At 35.6% G+C, this 24,182-nt stretch carries 19 protein-coding genes and 1 riboswitch; of the genes, 14 read left to right on the forward strand and 5 right to left on the reverse strand.

Annotation, left to right across the window (positions count from 1 at the left end; genetic code table 11):
• The first annotated feature begins 10 nt into the window (after positions 1-10).
• Positions 11-1,387, forward strand: coding sequence for a DNA repair protein RadA (radA, locus tag GQR60_RS17340; protein ID WP_124994145.1), 1,377 nt, complete (start codon positions 11-13; stop codon positions 1,385-1,387).
• Between the two features lie 139 nt (positions 1,388-1,526).
• Positions 1,527-1,722: riboswitch (cobalamin riboswitch) on the reverse strand.
• Between the two features lie 44 nt (positions 1,723-1,766).
• Here radA and GQR60_RS17345 read toward each other — a convergent pair.
• Positions 1,767-4,148: a penicillin-binding protein 1A gene (locus GQR60_RS17345; protein WP_225441450.1), complete on the reverse strand. Its 2,382-nt coding sequence runs from the start codon at positions 4,146-4,148 to the stop codon at positions 1,767-1,769.
• 209 nt (positions 4,149-4,357) lie between these two features.
• Between GQR60_RS17345 and topA the strand changes: the two genes are divergently transcribed.
• The 6 genes from topA to porN all read left to right on the forward strand — a co-directional run bounded on the left by topA (position 4,358) and on the right by porN (position 12,861).
• On the forward strand, positions 4,358-6,748 hold the full coding sequence (topA, locus tag GQR60_RS17350) for a type I DNA topoisomerase (protein ID WP_124994146.1): 2,391 nt from the start codon (positions 4,358-4,360) through the stop codon (positions 6,746-6,748).
• 368 nt (positions 6,749-7,116) lie between these two features.
• Complete coding sequence (locus tag GQR60_RS17355; protein WP_160463513.1) at positions 7,117-8,049, forward strand: PorP/SprF family type IX secretion system membrane protein; 933 nt, start codon at positions 7,117-7,119, stop codon at positions 8,047-8,049.
• Between the two features lie 46 nt (positions 8,050-8,095).
• Positions 8,096-9,430, forward strand: a complete 1,335-nt coding sequence (porK, locus tag GQR60_RS17360; protein ID WP_101310490.1) for a T9SS ring complex lipoprotein PorK/GldK — start codon at positions 8,096-8,098, stop codon at positions 9,428-9,430.
• Between the two features lie 48 nt (positions 9,431-9,478).
• Positions 9,479-10,429, forward strand: coding sequence for a type IX secretion system motor protein PorL/GldL (gene porL / locus GQR60_RS17365; RefSeq protein WP_124994148.1), 951 nt, complete (start codon positions 9,479-9,481; stop codon positions 10,427-10,429).
• 23 nt (positions 10,430-10,452) lie between these two features.
• The gene (porM, locus tag GQR60_RS17370; RefSeq protein ID WP_124994149.1) at positions 10,453-12,000 is read left to right on the forward strand and encodes a type IX secretion system motor protein PorM/GldM; all 1,548 of its coding nucleotides are present in this window, start codon (positions 10,453-10,455) and stop codon (positions 11,998-12,000) included.
• Positions 12,001-12,015: 15 nt separating this feature from the next.
• Positions 12,016-12,861, forward strand: coding sequence for a type IX secretion system ring subunit PorN/GldN (gene porN, locus GQR60_RS17375; RefSeq protein ID WP_124994150.1), 846 nt, complete (start codon positions 12,016-12,018; stop codon positions 12,859-12,861).
• Between the two features lie 47 nt (positions 12,862-12,908).
• On the opposite strand, the gene GQR60_RS17380 is transcribed toward porN, so the two are convergent.
• Entirely contained in the window at positions 12,909-13,997 is a 1,089-nt protein-coding gene (locus tag GQR60_RS17380) for a mannose-1-phosphate guanylyltransferase (RefSeq protein WP_124994151.1), read from the reverse strand.
• Positions 13,998-14,174: 177 nt separating this feature from the next.
• Here GQR60_RS17380 and GQR60_RS17385 point away from each other — a divergent pair, with 177 nt between their 5' ends.
• The 7 genes from GQR60_RS17385 (at position 14,175) to GQR60_RS17415 (ending at position 19,931) form a co-directional block, all read left to right on the forward strand.
• Positions 14,175-14,915, forward strand: a complete 741-nt coding sequence (locus GQR60_RS17385) for an MlaE family ABC transporter permease (protein WP_124994152.1) — start codon at positions 14,175-14,177, stop codon at positions 14,913-14,915.
• Positions 14,912-15,664: an ABC transporter ATP-binding protein gene (locus GQR60_RS17390; RefSeq protein ID WP_124994153.1), complete on the forward strand. Its 753-nt coding sequence runs from the start codon at positions 14,912-14,914 to the stop codon at positions 15,662-15,664. Before GQR60_RS17385 ends, GQR60_RS17390 begins: the two co-directional genes overlap by 4 nt.
• A 67-nt stretch (positions 15,665-15,731) precedes the next feature.
• Entirely contained in the window at positions 15,732-16,559 is an 828-nt protein-coding gene (locus GQR60_RS17395) for a DUF4296 domain-containing protein (protein WP_124994154.1), read from the forward strand.
• On the forward strand, positions 16,556-17,371 hold the full coding sequence (locus GQR60_RS17400) for an amidohydrolase family protein (protein WP_124994155.1): 816 nt from the start codon (positions 16,556-16,558) through the stop codon (positions 17,369-17,371). Before GQR60_RS17395 ends, GQR60_RS17400 begins: the two co-directional genes overlap by 4 nt.
• 93 nt (positions 17,372-17,464) lie before the next feature.
• Positions 17,465-18,244 carry a radical SAM protein gene (locus tag GQR60_RS17405; protein ID WP_124994156.1) on the forward strand — a complete coding sequence of 260 codons (780 nt, stop codon included), beginning with the start codon at positions 17,465-17,467 and terminating at the stop codon, positions 18,242-18,244.
• A 350-nt stretch (positions 18,245-18,594) separates the two neighbouring features.
• Positions 18,595-19,446, forward strand: coding sequence for a hypothetical protein (locus tag GQR60_RS17410; protein ID WP_124994157.1), 852 nt, complete (start codon positions 18,595-18,597; stop codon positions 19,444-19,446).
• 26 nt (positions 19,447-19,472) lie between these two features.
• The gene (locus GQR60_RS17415; RefSeq protein ID WP_101310479.1) at positions 19,473-19,931 is read left to right on the forward strand and encodes a hypothetical protein; all 459 of its coding nucleotides are present in this window, start codon (positions 19,473-19,475) and stop codon (positions 19,929-19,931) included.
• Positions 19,932-20,012: 81 nt separating this feature from the next.
• Here the strand turns inward: GQR60_RS17415 and GQR60_RS17420 are convergent, their stop codons facing one another.
• The 3 genes from GQR60_RS17420 to GQR60_RS17430 form a co-directional block, all read right to left on the reverse strand.
• Entirely contained in the window at positions 20,013-20,900 is an 888-nt protein-coding gene (locus GQR60_RS17420; RefSeq protein WP_124994158.1) for a coiled-coil domain-containing protein, read from the reverse strand.
• 276 nt (positions 20,901-21,176) lie between these two features.
• Complete coding sequence (locus GQR60_RS17425; protein ID WP_124994159.1) at positions 21,177-23,624, reverse strand: TonB-dependent receptor; 2,448 nt, start codon at positions 23,622-23,624, stop codon at positions 21,177-21,179.
• 132 nt (positions 23,625-23,756) lie between these two features.
• Positions 23,757-24,122, reverse strand: a complete 366-nt coding sequence (locus GQR60_RS17430) for a hypothetical protein (RefSeq protein ID WP_124994160.1) — start codon at positions 24,120-24,122, stop codon at positions 23,757-23,759.
• Between the last annotated feature and the right edge of the window lie 60 nt (positions 24,123-24,182).

Genomic DNA, 24,182 nt, shown 5'->3' on the forward strand with positions numbered 1-24,182 from the left:
CTGATTACGCATGGCCACCAAAGCAAAAACAAAAAGTGCCTGGTTTTGTCAGAGTTGTGGAGTAGAATCTACAAAATGGGTAGGAAAATGTCCCTCTTGCGGAGAATGGAATTCCTTCGTTGAGGAAGTTGTTGTAAAATCAACAACATCAACAATAGCAGGAATCAATGGGCAGAACAAAAAAAACAAACCTCAAAAAATATCTGAAATATCTTCGTCGGAAGCATCACGATTCGACACTAAAAACGGAGAATTAAATAGAGTTCTTGGGGGAGGCCTTGTTCCCGGATCGTTAATATTAATTGGTGGGGAGCCGGGAATTGGCAAATCAACACTTGCACTTCAAATTGCCCTGAATTTAAAAAGTTATACGACCTTATATGTGTCGGGTGAAGAAAGCGCCCAACAAATAAAGCTACGTGGCAACCGCATAAATTCCGATAACGAAAACTGTCTGATTGTTAGCGAAACATCCATGGAGAATATCTTTTCTCATGTAAAAAACACCTCTCCGGATATTATAGTTATTGATTCCATTCAAACCCTTGCGACAGAATCAATAGAAGCAGGACCTGGCAGTGTATCACAAATCAGAGAATGCACATCTCAACTATTAAGATTTGCCAAGGAATCGTCAACGCCTGTAATTTTAATTGGCCACATCACTAAAGATGGAAATTTAGCCGGTCCTAAAATTTTAGAGCACATGGTGGATACTGTACTTCAGTTTGAGGGAGATCAAAACCACATGTATCGAATATTGCGATCTACAAAAAATCGGTTCGGCTCCACCTCCGAGATGGGAATTTATGAAATGCAGCACAACGGACTCCGCGAAGTCTCGAACCCATCAGAGCTTCTTCTTTCACATGAAGATGAAAGCCTTAGCGGTGTAACTATTTCTGCATCGATAGAAGGTATGCGTCCTTTTCTAATAGAAATACAAGCTTTGGTCAGTTCTGCAGCTTACGGAACCCCTCAACGATCATCAACAGGTTTCGACCTTCGTCGTTTAAACATGCTTTTAGCCGTCTTGGAAAAGCGAGCCGGATTCAAACTTTCAACCAAGGATGTATTCTTAAATATTGCAGGAGGAATTAAAGTAAACGATCCTGCTATCGATTTGGCAGTAATTCTTGCTGTACTATCATCGAGTACAGATGTTTCTATTCCTAAGGAAGTCTGTTTTTCGGGAGAAATAGGTTTATCCGGAGAGATTAGACCTGTTAGTAGAATAGATCAACGAATTAGTGAGGCTGAGAAGTTGGGATTCAAGCAAATTTTCATTCCAAAGCACAATTCCAAAGGACTTGACACTTCAAAATTTAAAATAAAAATTCATTTGGTAAGCAAGGTTGGAGAAGTATTCCAGACGCTTTTCAGATAAAAAAACAAGGCCGAAACGCAAGTTTCGGCCTTTAACAGTTACTATGAATTTTGTTGATTCGAGTATGGCAGTTCGAATCGAATAGCGTCGGAATAAGAAAGAAATAAACTGAATCTTTCCGCTTTTTTCCACCGAAAGCTAAAATCCATGATCTCAGGCAGGTCTTCTGGCTTATTCCAATTTTAAACACCTTCCCATTCCATCAGGAACAGTGGTTTTATTGCTTAAAATACTGATTCGAAAAACGAACCGGAATCTACAGCTGCGGGGACAGCTCCTGCTTAAACAGGATTCCCTATTATTCCCTTTCGGGAACCTGAAACTCACTACAATTTTAAAGAAATTTTATTGATCTTCCAACTAAAAAATTACTGAAAATCTAAAAGAAATCTTCATTCTCCGACTCTATCAATTCTTTGTTATTCGATTCATTAGATTCATCATCGCAATCCAGATTTATACTTACACCCCTTGGTTTTTCAAAATCCCCCTGAGTAATACCCAAACTTTTATCAGCATAAACCTTCTTCATATAAAGAGCCCAAATTGGCAATGCCATGTTTGCTCCCTGTCCCAGCGAAATTCCCTCAAAATGAACTGAACGATCCTCGGCACCAACCCATACACCGGAAACTAATTCAGGAGTAATTCCCATGAACCACCCATCCGAATGATTTTGTGTCGTTCCGGTTTTGCCTCCTATCGGATTAATCAAACCATATTTATATCTCAATCTGACTCCGGTTCCTCTCTGAACAACACCTTGCAATAAATTTGTCATTAAATAGGCTGTTCGCTCATCCATTACTTCATGTTTTCGAGGAACCGATTGAGCAAGTACATTTCCTTTGTGATCTTCTATTTTAGTGATGAAACTTGGTTTAATGTAAACCCCTTTATTTACAAAAGTTGAGTACGCGCCAACCATTTCATATACAGTAATTTCTGAGGTTCCTAAAAAGATAGATGGGACTGGATCAATTTCACTGATAACACCCATTTCATGAGCCATTTTAACAACCGATTCCGGTGTGGTTTGTTTCAAAACCCAAGCAGATATATAGTTCACCGAATTAGCCAACCCCCACTTTAAAGTTACCATTTCACCGTTCCTGGCATCAGTTGAATTTTTTGATGTCCAAGGTGTTCCATCCGGCAAAATAAAAGTCTGAGGGATATTGGGAACCCTATCGCAAGGCCCCAGGCCTTCCTGCATGGCAAGAGTGTATAAAAATGGCTTTATAGTTGATCCCACTTGCCGTTTACCCACATTAACCATATCGTACATGAAATGTTCATAATTTGGTCCTCCAACATAAGCACGCACTTCCCCGGTTTGAGGTTCCATCGACATAAATCCAGCACGTAAAAATCCCTTCATATAAAGCATGGAATCATTTGGACTCATAATGGTATCCCTTTCTCCTTTCCATGTGAAAATTCTCATTTTCGTTGGATTCTTAAATACCAATCGAATGGAATCCAAACTCATGCCATTTTTCTTTAAAACGCGGTATCTTTCACTTCTTCTCATAGAAGTTTCGATATTTTGATCTACATCCTCCTTAGATAAATCATCAGAAAAAGGCGGATATTTGTGATTTTCTTTCTCCCGGTTAAATGCCTTTTGCAAATCCAATCCTAAATGCTCAACCACAGCCTCTTCCGCATATCGCTGCATTCTGGAATCAAGGGTTGTATATATTTTTAATCCATCCTTATATATATTGTATGGAGTTCCATCTGCTTTTACATTTTTATTGCACCATCCATAAAAAGGATTGGTTTTCCACTCTATCGAATCTTTCACAAATTGTTGATCAGCATAAGATGGATACCTGTCTCTTGATGGCTCGTTTGCGGTTAAAGAAGTACGCAGATACTCTCTAAAATAGGGAGCCATTCCTCTTTTGTGATCCACCTTCTGGAAATCGATTCCTAAAGGAAGGTTTTTCAATGAATCAAATTCCATTTTCGATAAGTAATCATACCTTACCATTTGGGATAAAACAACATTGCGTCGGTTCAATGTCAATTCAGGTCGCCGCAACGGGTTAAAATATGATGGATTTTTTGCCATACCTACAAGCATAGCAGCTTGCTCAATCTTAAGAGAATCCGGTGTTGTATTAAAATATACGTTTGCTGCCGACTTAACACCTACCGCCAGGTTTAAGAAATCAAATTTATTAAAATACATGGTCATGATCTCCTCTTTGGTATAGCTTCGCTCCAGCTTTACCGCAATCACCCATTCACGAAATTTCCTGAAAACAATCTCCATTTTCTTCTCGAAACTCTCTCGCGGAAATAACATTTTAGCCAATTGCTGAGAAATTGTACTCCCTCCTCCAGCGCTTCTGTCACCAGTAATCAATCCCTTTGCTACCCGACCTAGACCACGCACATCAATTCCCGAATGGTCATTAAATCTCACATCCTCCGTAGCAATTAATGCATCTACCAAAAATGGAGACAATTCGGAATATTCAACAAAAGATCGATTTTCAAAATAGAATTTACCAATTAAATTTCCATCTACTGTATACACTTCTGTTGCCAAACTGTTTTTAGGATTTTCCAATTCTTCAAACGAAGGCATAAAGCCAAATGTCCCATTTGAAACACCGGCAAAAAAAAGTACTGCAATTAATATACATATCGAAAAAACTGACCAAAAAATAATCAATGGCTTTTTAAACATTTGTATTTTCGAAATTGGTTCGTTGTCCGAGTTAAACTCAGTGTTTCTTTCTGACATTTTAAATCAATTAATTTAATTTGTGCTGTAAAAATAGCAAATATTATTCGAACAATTATTGGAGGTACACCTTCTATTGATTTAGAATTATTTTAGATAAATGAAAAAGGTAATTTCAAAATAATCATCATTAAATTTTGAAGTTAGCTTCCTTATTGTTTTACTTTGCAAAAATTTTAACCTAAACTTTCCAAAGTAAAGATACAAGTATGGTAGAGAATTTAGTAATAGTCGAGTCCCCTGCAAAAGCAAAAACCATCGAAAAGTTTTTAGGCAAAAACTTTGTTGTTAAGTCTAGCTTTGGGCACATTAGAGACTTAGAGAAGAAAGATTTTGGAATTGACATCAAGAATAATTTCGCCCCCAATTATATTGTTTCCACAGATAAAAAAAAGGTAGTTGCTGAATTAAAGAAATTAGCGAAAGAAGCTTCTACGGTTTGGATCGCATCTGATGAGGATCGCGAGGGAGAAGCAATTGCATGGCACTTATACGAAGTATTAAAGCTTAAAAAAGAAAATACAAAACGTATCGTTTTCCATGAAATTACAAAAGAAGCAATTTTAAATGCAATTGAAAATCCACGTGATATTGATGTGAATTTGGTAAATGCGCAGCAAGCCAGACGAATTCTGGACAGATTGGTTGGTTTTGAAGTTTCTCCTGTTTTATGGAAAAAAGTTAAACCACAATTATCAGCCGGACGGGTACAATCGGTTGCTGTACGGTTAATTGTTGAAAGAGAAAGGGAAATTATTGACTTTACCTCTGAATCCTATTTTAAAATTATTGCTCTTCTTACCGTAACCGATAAGAATGGCGATGAAAAAACGCTAAAAGCAGAACTTCCTAAAAGATTTTCGACAAAAGAGGAAACTCTTAAATTCTTAAATAGCTGCAAAAATGCGGAGTACCGGGTTAATGATATAGAGAAAAAACCATCTACCCGTAAACCGGCAGCACCATTTACAACTTCTACCCTTCAACAAGAGGCAAGCAGAAAACTCGGATTTTCAGTAGCACAAACAATGACTGTTGCTCAGCGCCTTTATGAAGCTGGAAATATTACCTACATGAGAACTGACTCTGTAAATCTTGCAGAAACTGCACTTACAGCAGCTAAGGAAGAGATCACCAGACGTCATGGTTCCGAATACGTTCAAATCAGAAGGTATAAAACAAAAAACAAAGGAGCGCAGGAAGCTCACGAGGCAATTCGTCCTACCTATTTAAACAAAGAAGAAATTTCAGGCGAATCTAATGAAATTCGTTTGTACAATTTAATCTGGAAGCGAACCATTGCGTCTCAGATGGCTGATGCAAAGCTTGAAAAAACGAATATTAAGATTGGCATCTCAACAAACAATAAAGAGTTGGTAGCATCTGGCGAAATGATCAAATTCGATGGATTCTTTAGAGTGTATATGGAATCTTCGGATGATGAAAATCAGAAAGAAGAAGAAACACTTCTGCCTACAGTTGCAGTTGGCGATTTACTTCGCGAAGAAATAATGAGTGCCACTCAGAACTTTACCTATCGTCCTGCAAGATATACCGAAGCCAGCTTAGTGAAGAAATTAGAAGAACTTGGAATTGGCCGGCCATCAACTTACGCCCCAACAATTACCACAGTTCAAAATCGTGGATATGTTGTAAAAGAATCCAGAGACGGAATAGAAAGAAGCTATGAAATAATAACGCTTTCAAATAATAACATATCCGAAGAAACCAAGACTCAAATAACCGGAGCTGAAAACAAAAAGCTTTTTCCTGCAGATATAGGAATGGTAGTTACTGACTTTTTAAATAAGCACTTTACAACAATCATGAATTACAATTTCACAGCAGATGTGGAAAAAGAATTCGATGACATAGCTGTTGGGAAACTTGTGTGGTACGAAATGATTGGAAAATTCTACAATCCATTTCATGCCACCGTAGAAAAAACTCTTGAAGAATCCGAAAGAGAAACAGGAGAAAGAATTCTTGGTAACGATCCAGCTACCGGCAAAGTAATATTAGTACGTATTGGAAGATATGGTCCAATGGCACAACTAGGAGAAAGCTCTGATGATGAAAACGCTGAAGCTCCAAAATTTGCAAGCCTTCGTACCGGCCAGCACCTGGAAACAATCACACTTGAGGAAGCAATCGATTTATTTAAGCTTCCCAGAGACCTTGGTTTATACGAAGACAAAAAAGTAGTCGTTGCAATTGGTCGGTTTGGTCCATACGTTCGTCACGATGGAAAATTTGCTTCTTTAAAGAAAGATGTAGATGATCCGATGGAAATTGATTTGGAAAGAGCAATCGTTCTTATAGAGGAAAAAAAGGAGAAAGACAGATTGAAACACATCAAATCCTTTGATGAAGATGCAGATTTGCAAATTCTTAACGGTCGTTGGGGACCTTATATTTCTTACCAAAAGGAAAACTACCGTCTGGCTAAAGATTTAGAGGATCCAAAGACACTAAGTTATGAGGATTGCTTAAAAATTATTAAATCGGCACCTAAGAAGAAAACAACTAAAAAAGCACCGCCCAAAAAGAAAGCAGCAGCAACAAAGAAAACTGTTGCAGCGAAAAAGGCAAAAAAATAAAAAAAAAATTAAGGGTTGTCTTTCTAATACAGACAGCCCTTTTTTATTGCCATGCAATTAAATTCAAACAATCCATAATGTTATCTTATTGTTAACTTCATGTTAAAATTTACAAAAACTCTTAACAAAACAATAAAACCCTCGTAAATAAGACTTACAATAAAATATGGAAAACTCTAATCTATACAAGTAGATTATCATCCTGTTATTTAATTTAATGTTATAATTAAAAAAATTAAGTTTTAAATAGAACCGTAGAAACTATTGATTAATGCACCTGAACCTCTGATAAAACTTGTAAGGCACATTTATTTTTATTTACTTTACTCCTCACAGTTTTTGACCGTTACTGAACCATAATGTATTACATGAAAAAAATTATTTTCTTCATATTATTGTCTTGCAACACCTTATTAATAAAGGCTCAGCAAGATCCGCAGTTCAGTCAAAACATGTTCAATATTCTTTCTGTAAACCCTGCATTTGCTGGTGCAGACAAGGATATATTTGTGTCGGCAATTAATCGTCAACAATGGGTTGGTTTCGAAAATGCTCCTGTTACCACTGTGTTTAATATAAGCACACCAGTTACATTTATGGGAACAGATCATGGTATTGGATTAACTATACTAAGCGATAAATTAGGTTTCGAAAAGAATACCGGCATACGTTTTAGTTATGCATATCAAAAAAAAACTGGTGAAGGTTCTTTAAATATTGGGTTCAGTTTCGGTTTTCAAAACAATTCCCTTAAAGGAGAATGGTTTGTTCCCGACGGAGATGGTTTTTCTACACCCGATGACGATTTGGGCTCTTCAAGTGTAGATGACAGTAAAATGGTTTTTGATTTAGGACTAGGAATTTATTATAAAACAGACAACTTTTATGTAGGAACTTCCGTAAGCCATCTGAACAAACCCAATATTGGATATAATGAAAATATTGAAACCTATCTTGCGCGTCATTATTATGCAATGGCAGGATATCGATACGAATTAAATGAATCGTGGGAAGTTTTACCTTCGGTTTTTTACAAAACTGATGCCGTAGTGTCTCAATTTGATTTAAATACGAACATCAGATACAATAAAAAGATTTGGGGAGGCGTTTCATATAGGGTTGATGACGCCATTGTTGGAATGTTGGGAGTTTTGTTTAATAATGGTATTCAAATTGGATATGCATACGACATTTCAACCTCAAAAATTGCAAGAGGATCGCATGAGTTTTTATTAGCTTATCGATTCAGTACAAAATTGGAAAAACGAAATCAAAAATATAAGAGCATTCGATTTTTGTAATATTAATTAGAAAAACTATACAATCAGTATAATTTATAAAACCACTATGAATAAACTACTTACAACACTTTGTGTAATTGTTTTATTGTTCTTAACCAGTTGTGGTAAAAACACTGGGAACGGAGAACTTACCGGTGCGGGTCAGAGAGGTAAATGGTTTGAACCTAAACCATATGGTATGGTATTGATTCCACGCGGAAGCTTTACTGTAGGTCCGAATGATCAGGATGTAGCTTGGGCACTTAATGCTACGGCTAAAACCGTATCTGTTGAATCTTATTGGATGGATGAAACCGAAATTACAAACAATGAGTATCGTCAGTTTGTATATTGGGTCAGAGATTCTATTGCACGCGAATTATTAGGACAACAATTCGAAGAGTTCTTAATTGCTGAAGATGACAATGGCAATCCAATAGATCCTCCTTTTATTAATTGGGACGAAAGATTGGAATGGGATAATGAAGAATATACTGAAATTCTGGAAGACATGTATCTGCCTGTTAACGAAAGATTTTTCAGAAATAAAGAAATTGATTCTCGTAAACTAAAATATCAGTACGAGTGGGTTGATCTTCAGCAAGCCGCAAAAAAATCGAACCGTTATAATTATGAAACAGGAGAATATGAAGGAATGGTTGATGATTACAAAGGAGGCCGTAAGAAAATTGAAGACCGCTCTTCTTTTATCATGAAAGAAGCCCTTAATATTTACCCGGACACATTATGCTGGATTCAGGATTTTACCTACTCATATAACGAACCTTGGACAAAACAATATTTTTGGCATCCTGGTTATGATGACTATCCTGTAGTTGGAGTTTCCTGGAAACAAGCGTCTGCATTTTCTATCTGGAGAACCCGTTTTCACAATTCTGCATTAAAAGCAGAAGGTGATTATCCTGTTCAGGATTATCGATTACCCACAGAATCGGAATGGGAATATGCTGCCAGAGGAGGCATTGCATTAAATATGTATCCTTGGGGTGGACCCTATACAAGAAACGACCAAGGCTGTTTTCTTGCCAATTTTAAACCTCTGCGCGGAAATTACGTAGACGATGGAGGTCTTGTAACCCTGCCTGTTGGCAGCTACGAGCCAAATGAATTTGGATTATATGATATGGCAGGTAATGTTGCAGAATGGACTTCAGGAGCTTACGATGAGTCAGCCTATTCATTTACTCATGATATGAATCCAAATTATGAATACAATGCATTACCCGATGATCCACCAGCTTTAAAAAGAAAAGTTACCAGAGGAGGATCATGGAAAGATATAGGATACTATTTGCAGTGTGCAACCAGAACATACGAGTATCAGGATACTGCAAAATCTTATATCGGATTCCGTTGTGTCAGAACTCATTTAGGTAAATAATATTACCCGTAGACTATTTATTTTAGACCTTTTCAAACTTAACTGATCATGAATATTACCGAACTTGTTCAATCTCCTAGATGGAAAAAATTTATGGGCTATGTGTATGGCTGGGGTGCTTCCGTAGTTTTAATTGGTGCACTATTCAAAATACAACATTACCCATATGCAGGAGAACTTCTTACCGTTGGTATGACTGTAGAGGCTATTATCTTTTTCTTCTCAGCTTTTGAACCACCACACGAGCAACCAGACTGGAGTTTAGTATATCCGGAATTAATTGGATTGGAACCAAGAGAAGGTAGTGCCGGAGGCGGTGTTCAGGTTGAAGGACTGGAACAATTACAATCATTCCTAGAGAAAATGAGTGTTCATCCGGACAAAATATCGAATTTAAGTCAAGGGCTTGCAAAATTAACCAACGTTGCAGAAAACCTTTCAAACCTGTCAGAAGCAGCTATTGCAACCAATGGTTACATTGAAAGTATACAGAAAGCATCAAGTTCTGTTGGAGAATTTTCTAATAGATACGCTGAATCAACAGAAGAAATATCTAATTCAGCTCAAAAATTAAGTAATTCTTATCAGGAAACAGCAAATATTGTTTCTTCATCAGGTGAAGGATTCGCTAAAAATGTGAACGATTCAGGAAATAAATTGTTGGAGTCCTATCAAAATATGGATAAATCGTTGCAAACCGGATTTGATAAAATTTCTGAAAACAGCAATACGTATAATGGTTCCATGTCAACATTGAATAATAACCTGTCATCACTGAACGCGATTTACGAGTTGCAGCTAAAACAAAGTGACGAGCAAATAACTAATTCGAAAACTGTACATCAGGATTTGGGTAAAGTTCTTGAAACTCTTACTGTAACTCTACAAAATGCACAAGCTTACAAAAAAGAAACCGAACAGTTAAACGAAAATCTTGCCGCGCTTAATACCATATACGGTAATATGCTGAGCGCCATGGATGTAAGAAAGAAAAATTAATTTAACTGTCAAGCTAAGCTGAAATGGGAGCAACGAATTGTAAAGAAACGCCACGGCAAAAAATGATTGGGATGATGTATTTATTCCTGACAGCAATGTTAGCGATAAATGTATCAAACGAAGTCCTTAATGCTTTCACGATTATTGATAATGGTTTGGCTAAAACCATTCAAACCTTCGAAGAAAAAAATGAAAATAAATATAAGGATTTCCTAATTGCCTTGGAAGCAAACCCGACTAAAGTTCAGGAAGCTTGGGATAATGCTAACAAGATAAAATCCGAATCAAATAAATTATCAAATTTAATCGATTCTCTGAAACATAGAATCGTTAAAACTGCAGATGGTCCTGAATACGATATGAATAACATCGAGAGTAGAGACAATTTGGATGTACCTCCTGAAATTATGATTATTGGAGGACAGGGTAAAGTTTTACGAAAAGCTATTGATTCTTATCGTGATTTGGTATTAAGTCATATTGCAGGAAAAGATTCTACTCTGCGTAAAGCAATTATGAAAACTCTAAATACGAAAAAACCAAAAAAGATGACTAAAGGTGATCCAAATTATAGTTGGGAGTCTATACAATTTTCTCATACACCACTAATTGGAGCAGTCACTCTACTATCTAAGATCCAGACAGATATTCGTAGTACTGAATCGGATATCGTAAGTTATTTATTCAATCAAATTGAAGCAGAATCTTTTAAATTCAATAAACTAAGGGCAGAAGTATTTTCACCTTCAAATTATATTTTAAAAGGTGACACCTACGAAGCTCAGGTTTTTCTTGCAGCTATTGATACGACACAAAACCCTAAAATAGTAGTAGATAGAACAGGTCCAATTAGAACATTCAAAGATGGCCGGGGTATTTACACTGCAGAAGCTGATAAGGTTGGTGAAGTGAAATGGGGTGGTGTGATCACTTATACAAGTCCGTCAGGAATTGACAAAAAATATGATTTTGAATCAAGTTATATTGTAGCAGAGCCTAATGTTGTTGTATCTGCTACCAAAATGAATGTATTCTATGTAGGTGTTGACAATCCGGTAAGTGTTTCTGCTCCGGGATTTTCATCGGACAGAGTACGTGCCAGAATGGACAATGGTAGTTTGGTTAAAAAAGGCGATGCTTATGTTGCAAGACCTAAAGTAGCATTTAAAAATGCGAAAGTATTGGTTGAAGCACAATTTGAGGATGGTTGGAGACCGTTACGTACTGTTGATTTTAGAGTGAAACCAATTCCAGATCCTATTGCTAAAGTTGCAGATTTAGGTGGAGGTAAAATTAAAAAGAATCTGCTCTTGGCACAAACAGGTGTTGATGCGGTTATGGATCATTTTGATTTCGACTTAAAGTTTAAGATTACCAGCTTTACTGTTTCTACAATCGTTAAAGGCTTCACTGTTGATCAAGAATCCAGATCGGATGTATTTACAAAGGAACAGATTGAAATGTTTAAAAATTTAAAAAGAAGTCAGAAACTATATATTGAAGATATTAGGGCAGTTGGTCCGGATGGTGTAACCAGAGACTTACCTACAATTTCATTTAGAATTGAGTAATAAAATTTATATATGATGAAGAAAAGCTTATTACTAATAATTGGTCTTGTAATGATTTGTGCCTCGTATTCCAGTGCACAAACAAATGCAACAAGTGTTTATTCAAAAAATCATATCAAAAACAGAAAACCTATCCCTTATTCAAATATACGTGAGTCAGATGTGATGTGGTCGAAGTTAGTTTGGAGATTCGTGGATTTACGGGAAAAAATGAACCTTCCTATGTATTATCCAACAACACCAGAAGATGACCGCTACAGTTTAATCGATCTATTGATGTATGGGATTGAAAATGAAGGCTTAACTGCTTACGAGACAAACGATGATGAATTTAAGGTTCCTATGACGATTGATCAGATTCGTTCGAAGTTTGATGCCCAAAATGATACGATCATGCAACGCAATAGATTGACAGGAGAACTTGAACAAAAAATTCTTCCCGGTGAAATGCATACAGATGATGTAAAAAGATATATGGTGAAAGAACAGTGGTTCTTCGACAAACAAACATCGACTCTACAGGTTCGGATCATTGGAATTTGTCCAATTCGTGAATACATAAAAGATGGCGATTCAGAGTTAGATGGTATTCAACAGAAAAAACTGTTTTGGATCTATTTTCCTGAAGCCCGGCCTTTGCTTGCTTCTCACGAAGTGTTTAATCCAAATAACGATGCCGCTCGTTATTCATTCGATGATTTGTTCTTAAAAAGACATTTTTCGAGTTTTATTTCACAAATCTCCAATGTTCACAACAATCGTCAGATTAGTGAATACACTGTTGGTTTAAACTCAATGCTTGAAGCAGAACGAATTAAGAATGAGATTTTCACATTTGAACATGATCTTTGGGAATTCTAAAAAAAATATACTGATATAAAAAAAGGACCTGTAAGGTCCTTTTTTTATCATACGAATTTTTTCCCTTTTGTGATTTTCACATCATTAACAATTTTCCTTATCTCCTGCTCATCCCTTCTACGACATATGAGCAGAGAATTATCAGTCTCAACAACAATGTAATCCTTTAAGCCCTGCACAACAACCAATTTGTTATTTGGTACATTTACCAGACAATTTTTTGATTCGTAAAGCATCACATTTTCGCCCTGAATTGCATTCTGATTATTATCCTTAGCAGTATGCTCGTAAAGTGAGCCCCAAGTTCCTAGGTCGGACCAACCAAATTCAGAACAATACACAAATACACTTTCAGACTTTTCAAGAATTCCGTAATCAATAGAAATATTCTCGCATTTTGGATAAATCTGATCAATAAAACTTTGTTCTTCCCCAGTGTCAAGTTTATCTAATATGGCCTCAAACAGATTTTTTATATCCGGTAAAAACTTATCGAATGCATCCTGTATTGTTGAAAGTTTCCAAACAAATATCCCTGAATTCCAAAAGAATTCGCCCGATTCCTGAAATATTTTTGCCAATTCAAGGTGTGGTTTTTCTGTAAATGTTTTTACAGGATACACATCAGAATAATTCTCAACTGCTTTATTTGAAACCTGAATATAACCATAACCGGTTTCCGGTCTTGAGGGAGTAATACCCAATGTCAATAATTTATTTCCATCTTGTACGAATTGAATTCCTTCCGACAAAACTCCTAAAAACTTAGTCTCATTTAATATTAAATGATCTGCAGGCGTTACAATAATTGATGCATTCGGATTTCGCTTTTGTATTTTATGATTGGCATAAGCAATACAAGGTGCAGTATTTCTTCTTATTGGCTCCAACAAAACCTGATCTTCATTTATATTTGGGAGCTGCTGAAGAACAAGATTCTTGTAATTAGCATTGGTTACAACGAAAAAATTCTCTGCCGGACAAATGGATGCAAACCGCTCATAAGTCAATTGAATTAGAGTCTTACCTGTACCAAGAATATCAAGAAATTGTTTGGGTTTATTATTTTTACTTAAAGGCCAAAAACGTGAGCCTACGCCCCCAGCCATAATTACGCAATAATTATTTTTATCCATTGGAAATTATTTAACTGAATCCATACCAAATTAAATCGGAATTCAGAGTAGTAAAATTATACCCTAAAATACTGAAAAGCCTTATTAAATCAAAAAAGAATAGAAATTTCAATAGATACACTTATCCTGGAAGATGGTAAACAAATAATTTGTAATTTTATCGTAAACAAAATAACTATGAACTTGTTTGAAAACGTAGGAAAATTCTCAAGATTTCTTGTATTGGTATTTTCAAAACCAGAAAAAGGCAAGACTTTATTTTCACAAATAATCCGTGAGATTGATAAACTCGGAATCAATTCCATTGGGATTGTTGTTATTATATCACTATTTATGGGAGCCGTTATAACCTTGCAAACGGCATACAATATGCTTAATCCTTTACTTCCGGATTATTTGGTTGGCTATACAACAAGAGAATCAATGATTCTTGAATTCTCATCGACGATAGTTGGTTTGATATTAGCTGGAAAAGTTGGTTCAAACATAGCTTCTGAAATTGGCTCGATGCGGGTAACTGAACAAATTGATGCTTTGGAAATCATGGGAATCAATTCTGCCAATCATTTGGTTTTACCCAAAATTATAGCGGCAATTTTTATTAATCCATTTCTATACGTGCTAAGCGTGTTTGTAGGAATAACTGGTGGATTACTTGCTGGTTATCTAACAAGTACAGTTAATTTAGCCGACTATATTGATGGCGTGCAATATGCTTTTATTCCTTATTACATTACCTATTCCCTAATAAAAACAGCTGTTTTTGCCTTTATAATAACAGCAATACCATCCTTCTATGGATATTACGTAAAAGGAGGTGCACTGGAAGTAGGTAGAGCGAGCACAAAAGCTGTTGTAAACAGCAGTATTCTAATTCTTCTTGCTAATGTGATTCTCACACAAATCCTTTTAAAATGATCACTGTAAGTAATGTAAATAAATCCTTTGCCGACTTAAAAGTGTTGAATGATATCTCAATCAATTTTGAGGCTGGTAAAACCAATCTTATTATAGGACAAAGCGGATCCGGTAAAACAGTTTTACTTAAATCAATCATCGGTCTTCATGAGGTTGATTCCGGTAGTATTTTCTATAACGACAGAGATTTTACTTCCTTGAATTTGAAAGGAAGAAAAGAGATTCGAAAGGAAATGGGCATGGTATTTCAGGGCGGGGCTTTATTCGACTCTATGAGTGTTGAAGAAAATGTACTCTTTCCTTTGGATATGTTTTCGGATATGAGTGAAAAAGAAAAAAAAGATCGTGCAAACTTCTGCTTAAACCGTGTTAATATACAAAATTCAAATCACCTGTTTCCTGCCGAAATTAGTGGTGGTATGCAGAAACGTGTTGCCATTGCAAGGGCAATTGCTTTGAATCCAAAATATCTTTTTTGCGATGAACCCAATTCCGGTTTAGATCCTGTAACTGCTATTTTGATTGATAATCTTATTCAGGAAATTACAAAAGAGTATAATATGACTACCATTATTAATACTCATGATATGAATTCAGTAATGGAAATTGGAGAGAAAATTGTTTTTATAAGCAAGGGGAACAAAGTTTGGGAAGGTTCCAAAGATGAAATATTTAATACCGACAATAAGGATTTAAATGATTTTGTCTTTGCTTCGGAATTGTATAAAAAGATTAAAAAAATAAGCTAGTAGAAATCCCACTCGAACATTCTATTCGATTTATTATCTTTGCTTTCAGATCAACAAGAAATAATTCATGAATAAAATACTACTTTTCTTTATTTGCTGTGCATTCACCTTTTTGATATCCTGCAAAAAAAATAATAAAAATACTCCTCAGTTAAATGAAGATCAATTCACTAAGATGCTTATTGATATTCATATTATTGATGGAACTTTAGAATCCCAGAATATTTATCGCTCTGGAGATAATTATCGCCCCAGCTACTATTACAATTCTATTTTTCAGAAATACAATATCACCCGTGATCAATTTGATTCCTGCGTATCCTATTATTCTAACGATACGAAAAGATTCACCCAAATTTACGATGTGATTATAGATTCACTTAACCGACTTGAAACTCAATATCGTATTGAGGTTAAAAATAAAAAACTGGAACAAGACACTGTAAACCTTTGGACAAAAAAACAGAATTGGAGAGTTCCTGAAAAAGATAAAAACCAAGTTGATTTTGCAATTCCAATCAAAGAGAAAGGAATTTACACCATTAAAGCTTCCATTAAAATATTTAAGGATGATCAAACAGATAAACCTAAATTGGAGGCTTATTTTTGGAAACAGGATAGTTTGGGCGAAGAACATAAAGTAAGCTTTATGCCACGGCCAATTGCTAAAGAAATGAAATTTAACACTTATGAATTAAGTTTGTCCTATCCGGATTCGAGCTACACAGAGCTGCGTGGCAACTTATTTGCCGGAGAAAATGATCTTGTTGAGTTTACTCAGCATTTCGAAATTAAGGACATCATAATTTTCAATCCGCAGATTAGACCTGATTCCCTGCAGGTGATTAAGGAATTAAAGCAAGATGAGGAACAAAACCTTAGGCGTGTGCGATGAGAAAAATAGCGGCGAACTACATTTTTCCAGTTACAGCTACTCCTCTAAAAAATGGAATTATTGTACTTGATGAGAAAAATTATATTGTCGATATAATTGATACGAAGGGACAATTTAAAGAAATTCAAAATCTTGAATTCTACAGTGGTGTAATTATTCCCGGATTTATTGATGTATTTACCTTACTCAGTATTTCTTCTTTTTCAAGAAATGATTTCAAAAAATGTTTGCAGGATGATTTTGGTTCTGCACTTAAAAAGAGCTTACTCAAAAAAGAAACTACCCCTACTGCAGTACAAAGAGGGATTAATCAATTAGAAGCTTATGGAACTGTTGCCGCGGCAGACTATTTCACTGTAAATGATCATGCTGAGCAAAAACGAAAATCTAAATTGTATTTTTCTGATAGTAACGCTGCAGAATCAAACTGTTCGTTACAAATCCCAATATCAAACAAGCAGCTAAATCCAACCCAATCCATTCTGTTGAATCAGATGATCTTAGAAAAATTGAATGGGTTTATACCTGCTGCAAGTGAAATGAACCGATACTGCATTGGAACAGGGTCACTTGGAACGCATTTGAAACTATCTGTTTTTGAGGAATTAAAAGCTTTGCAGGAAATTCTGCCGGCACTTACGTTTTGGGAATTGATTAAATGGGGAACCATAAACGGAGCAAAACATCTACAGATTGAAAATAAATTTGGAAGTCTTGAAATTGGTAAAAAACCTGGCTTAAACCTGCTCACAAATCTTGATCATTCCAATCAGAAATTTAACACGGCAAGCGAACTGAAAGTCCTTGTTTAATCAAAGTGAATTAACTCCACGATTTAAACTCTTTATTTTAATGGATCAACTCAGGAATTTATCTAAATTTGGGCAACAAAAAAAAACGTATAAATGGCTACTTTTCTCTTCGATAAAATTATTTTCGGCCCCGTAAAAAGCAGAAGACTTGGGGTTTCATTAGGTATTAATTTATTGCCTAACGATTGCAAACTCTGCAGTTTTAATTGCATTTATTGTGAATGTGGCTGGAATCCGGATCACTCTGAACAGAAAATTAACTTTCATCCTAAAGATCAGGTGAAAGAAAGTCTATTCGAGAAATTGAGCCTGATGAAAGCCAATAATGAAGATCTGGATGTGATTACCTTTGCAGGAAATGGTGAACCAACACTTCATCCTGAATTTAGCGAAATCATTAATTACACGATCGAGGTTAGAAATCAAGTATTTCCACAGGCAAGAATCGCTGTCCTTTCTAATTCATCGATGATTCACAAAAAGTCGGTATTCGAAGCTCTAAATAAGGTAGATGATAACATTTTAAAGCTGGATGGCGGAACAGAAGAAACCATAATCAATTTAGATCAGCCGGTTGGAAAGTTCAATCTAAATAATACGGTTGAACTTCTTTCAAAATTTGATGGCAATTTAATCATCCAAACCCTTTTTATCAGAGGAGAATACGAGGGTAAAATTATAGACAATACAACCAAAGAAGAAATAGAAGCCTGGTTGACTCACCTGCAAAAAATCCAACCTAAAGAGGTGATGATTTATACCATTTCGAGGGATACGCCAAGTGATAATCTGGAGAAAATATCAATGGAAGAATTGCAGCAAATTGCACAAAAAGTAGAGGATGCCGGATTTAAAACACAAATCAGCGGTTAATATTTTGTCTTCGTAAAACGATGAGGTGCTATCGGTTCCTGAAATTCATTTTTAATGCTCAACGGGAGCTGAGGTAAATTTCATAAAAACATTTTACCCTCCAAAAGCCCAATAGAAAAGGAATTATTGTTGTTGTGAGGTGAGATTTTTAACTTCATTATTACGTCTGCAAATATCTTTTGTTTCTCCATTCCAGAAGTTTTTTTACAATAATTGCTTATATCTCTTTTTTATTTGCAATTACTCTCTAAAAGTATAACTTTAAGTTTATTACAAAATAAAACCTAAGAGAAAACAATAAATCTATGTTTAAAACATCTATTAAAATAAGCTGTTTCATTCTTTTTTTCATGTCATCAGTGCTAACTTTTGGTTGTCAAAATAAGAAACCCTCAGCTGATAAAATACCTGAGATAACTGCGCCACAACAAAAGGAGTTTAAATCGGTTAAAACTCTGTTTTACAATGTGCCAAGCCCAATTGAAGTGACTGGTATTATCAAAAAAATGAACCTTCCTTATCAACCCGATTTAATGAATCCGGTTTCCAATGCAGATAATTATTTATCACAAGCAGATGTGGCTATCAACATTGGTATTTACGGTGCGGATTTAAGTTACATTCGGATTTATGAACAGTTTCAGGATGCGGCAAGATATTTAGCCGTAATCAAGAAATTTACTCGCGATTTGGGAATTCCTGAAGAGCAGGAGAGAATTACTGCCCGAAGAATGGAAGAGAATATTGAAAACCAAGATTCTTTGCTTCAGATTATTACCGAAACTTTTACAAAATCGGACAGTTATCTGAAAGAAAATCAAAGGGGTGGTGTTGCTGCTTTAATTGTTTTTGGTGGATGGATTGAAACCCTGTATCTGGCAACAAATATTGTTGATTTAAAAAATCCTCAAAAGGAAATGGTCAACTTAATTTCACAGCAAAAACATTCTGTAAAAAACTTAATTGGTTTACTAAATCAATATAGAGATAACTATAAAATAAATCAGATTCTGCCGGATTTAAAGAAACTGGATGCAAAATTTCAGGAAATATCACAGACTAAATCTTCTGCTTCGAGCATTAAAACCAAAGACGGCAAAACAGTTATAAAAAATCAGGTTACTCTAACTGCTTCGAACGAAACAATCAGAGAAATAAAAGAAATTAACAGCAAAATAAGAGAAACGATTACCGAATTATAGGATTGGGGAGCACTAAAACGATTGGGATGAAAACGACTATAAAAACCATATTATTTATTTTTTACTTATTCGCGTTGCCAAATATTGTGCTTGCGCAGTGTAACGAATACACCAAAAAGGAATGCATTCCGAAACTTACGCCTTATACGTTTAACGGGCAATTAAATAATGCGGTGTTATCGGAAGGTGAAACTGCTGAATTGCAACTGACTTTTTATAAGGATCAGGAATATCGAATTCTGGTTGAAGGAGAAGAGAGCCTTGGTAAAATTCAATTTCAGCTTTTTGATACTGATTACAACTTATTGTATGATAATGCTGATGAAGATCACACAAACCTGTGGGATTTTATGGTTGAGAGTACTGATGATTTTGTAATTCGTGTTCTAGTCCCCGAAGATCAAAAAAAGGAGCGGATTGAAAGTGGCTGCGTTTCAATTTTAGTTGGCTTTAGAGCTTTTGGATCGAGAACCATTTTTAAATGATCATTTTCTGAGTCGAAACCTACGAAACAAAAAAACCATCCCGCAAAGGATGGTTTTTTTTCATTTCTGTAGTTTCAGTAATTATTTCATCAAAAATTTAGCTGAACCAATATGGTTTCCTTCAGCGAAAACATCCACTTTATATTCTCCTTCAATAAGACTTCCATCATTATCCCAGAATACAGCAACATCAAGCTGCTCCCCTTCGTAATCAATCTCTCGCGTTGCAGAATAGCTAAGTTTAGTATTCTCAAAATCGAATAAAAGATTTTCCGGATTACCCAAAACAACTTCATCAGGTCGGGTAATGCGCACAAATATTGCTTTAGCCCCGGTTGATGCAGTTACATTCTTTTGAATCGTAAAATTGGTGACCAGTTTTTCCGTTTTGGAAATCTTTTTCACCTCTTTGCCTTTTCTATTTATAGGAGAACAAGCAAGATCTACTAATGAAAGAGTAGCCGCCTTACTAATTACCTCTTTCATTGTTTCAGTTGATTCCTCGAGCTTGGTGTTTCGGTCTTTAACCCAATCGATCTGCTTTTTAACTCTTACATTTTCAGCTGTAAGCAATTGATTGCGTGTATTTAGAGAGTCAATTTGAACAATGTAATCTCTCAATACTCCTTTTAAAGTTCCTAACTCTTTTTTGTATTTATTAATTTCGAAATAAGAATTGTTTCGAAATACTTTCATTCGATCCAAAAGTTCATTTATCTTTTCCTGTTCCATTTTCAGCTGAACATTCAAGGTATCGTTACTCGTTTGCAGAGAATCGTAATCCTGTGAAAGTAATTTCAATTCGTTTTCCAAACTTATTTTCTCGGTAGTAATTTCGGATATATAGCGCTTATTATCTCTATGTTCCATATAATACATAACCGCTAAAATCACAAGAATTACCCCTAAAGTTGACAATACCCCAATATAAATGTTGTCTTTTTTACTTTTACCTTTAATCTCTGCCATAAAAACTCTACTTAATTAATTCGAACAAATTTACTTATCTTTTTTTTAATTGTATTCTCAAATTCATATTTGTTTGAGCACATGATGCTCATCAATAATGAATAGAATCAATACATTGTAAAACCAAATACAATTGTCAATTGAACCGCAGCAATAAACAAACCAAATTTCGAAATTCTTAATTTCTAAACAAAATAACGGAGCTAACATCCTGTTAAAGAATGCGCCCCGTTACCAAACTAACCCTGTGGTTTTTTTTTATTAAGTAGATTTCTTCTACAGGATGTTACCCAATTTCACACCAAAATAAATTGTTCTTGGATTTAAAGGACCATATACGTAACCTGCATCACGGGACGGGCCAAAATCAAAATCATCCTGAAAAGAATTAAAAATATTCTTCATCCCCAAATCAAACTGTAACTTCACATCACTGCCTAAATCGAAATGGTAAGCAAAGTTGATTCCCAAATCCATAAAACGATCTGATTTCACTAAACTTTCCTGAATCTCATTTCCATATTTATCATCTCCTCCACTTAAGTGAATCAAATTCATTGGTCCGGTATATGATCCTGATAATGTAGCAGTAAACTCATGAAGAGGTTTCCAGTTCATTGCAAAATAACCATACTGCTCTGGTGTTCTTAAAATATCATCAGTAGTAGTATTGGCTGTATCCTCATCCTCTCCCTGATCAACAGCATCATCGTATTTACTGGATTGCAATGTTAGTCCCATTTGGAAATCCAACTTATAGGATGGGGCCAGTTTACATTCAAAATTTACCCCCCGAACAACCGCTCCATTGGCATTTTTTCGAAGCATAACCATGTTTCCTGTCGCATCTACCTCACTAAATTCGTTAAAGAAAGGATCGATTAACTGAGTATTAAAACCCTCTGCAAGAAAATAGGTCTGCATTTTACCAAAGGCTTTGGTGTAATCCCAGGATACAGTATAACTGTTTGATTTCTCTTCTGTTAAATCGTCAGCCAATTCGTGTGTGATTCTTCTGGCCGTTGAAGCTTCAATGTGTAAATCTTCATCGAAAATTTGCGGAGCTCTAAAACCTCTTGCATAACTAACCCGCAATTGCGAACCTTTAAAGATATCGAATAACACGTTAGCTCTGGGACTAAATACTGTATTTGAATAATTGGAATTTTCCGCAGAATTTTTAATTTCATAGGAATCCATTCTTACACCCAATAGAAATTTTACAGCTCCTAAATCCCATTTACTTTGAGCAAATGCACCTATAGTATTTGATGTTTGATCGGCAATTTTGGTTGTTTTAACAAATTCATTATTTGTAAAATCATAATACCCCAATTTATCATCTTTCAGACTGTTGTAAACATTCTCCAATCCAAGAGTGATATCTGCAGGAGCGAAAAATAAATTATCAAACTTTGTAAAGAATTGCACTCCGGCAGAAACAGCCAAATCATCGGTTTGACCATAAGCACCATAATCAGGAATTGGTGTAGATAATTTCGCACCATTTTCGTCATAAATAGTGGCAGCTCCATAGTAACTATCCCTATCGATACTTTGTCCCGAAGCATAAACAGACAATTTACTGATGCGATCCTGATTAAGATATTGATCCCAGGCCAAACTTCCTGAATTAATACGATGACTTACTTCTTCGGCAACAGTAGCTTCATGAGCCTTTAAATTTAGCTGATCTCCGCCCCTTCGGTACTCATCAACTACATGATATTCCAAAGTCAATTTGGCTAAATCTGAAAGACGATGATAAGCACGTAAACCGACACTTATATTTTTCAATTTAACCATATCGGAATAACCATCCTTATTCGCATCCCAATCACCGCGCTCACGGTTCATCCCAAAAATAAACATCCCGCTTTTATGATCTTCAGAAACAACTGACGCATTAAAATCGGCAGTCATGTCACTGGCAGCATCTCCACCACCATCAACACCAATACCTACAGCTCCATATTTCACTCCTGCTTTAAAAGTATTGGCAACAGGATCTTTTGTAATGATATTAATTGTACCGGCAATTGCATTCCCTCCAAAAAGAGCTGAACCACCTCCACGTACAATCTCAACACGCTGAATCATACTTGCCGGAATGTGTTCCAATCCGTATACTCCGGCCAATCCGCTGAAAATAGCTCTGCTGTTAATTAATATCTGCGTATATGGTCCTTCCAAACCATTCATTCTTACTTGCGAAAAACCACAATTGTTACAATTATTCTCTACACGCAAACCAGGAGAAAAAACCAAACCATCAGCCAGGTTTGCTGATGATATTTGCTCCAGCAACTTAGTAGATATAGAATTTACTACAACAGGAGCATCTTTACGTTGAATTCTGTTTCGATCGGCCGTAACCACAACCTGATCCAAGCCAATAAAATCTTCTGCTATTTTAAATTCAAGAACAGAGTTCTTTCCTCCTTTTAGTTCCAATTCCTTCTTGTCCAATTTGTATCCCACACAAGTAGCAATTACATGATAATGCCCCACAGGAACATTCTCGATTACAAATTCGCCGTCGAAATTTGTTACTGCTCCCATGCTCGATCCTTCAAGAGCAACACTGGCATAAGGAATGGGTTTGCTGCTGTTACTGTCAATCACTTTGCCTTTTACACTTGAAGTAATATTTTCGGCAGAAACAGAAAATGCCACACTAATTAGCATAGCAATGCCAATAGTTAGATGAGTTAGTAGTCTCATTATAAGGTATATTTTTTTGATGTTTGTATTTATTGATATACACAACACTCCCTCATACTATCAAACAGTATCAGGAAACAGTTACATACTCAAATTTTAAATGGACCTTTTCAGGTAATAATAATAAAGGTGTTACTGGAAAACAGGCGGAGCCCTGTTGTCAAGAAGAGAACTTATAATTCCTTTCTTAATAAAAAGGTGGTAAACATTACTAATTTCATAAGATTTTCCTATTAATGCAGCTATAAATAAAACTGAACCGAGCAAGAACAGGAAACTCGTAAATTGCTGCAGTGAAAAACATTCATGAGAAGAATGATGATGATTTGCTGTTCCGTTAGAACTCCCTGGTTTTTGATAGGGATGAGCATGAACGATTAAAGTTCCATCAACTTGTCTATGAACGTGCCAATTAAAAACAGCATTACCCGCCAACAAAATCATTGCCGGGAGCAGTATACTTACAATCGCTATTTTTATTTTTCGAAAACCGTTCATTACCGAATTAAATTGGCATTAACATTACGGCTCAAAAGTAGAAAGTCGGGATTCGTTTAA

The organism is Labilibaculum euxinicum (assembly GCF_009795715.1).
Taxonomy (GTDB): domain Bacteria; phylum Bacteroidota; class Bacteroidia; order Bacteroidales; family Marinifilaceae; genus Labilibaculum; species Labilibaculum euxinus.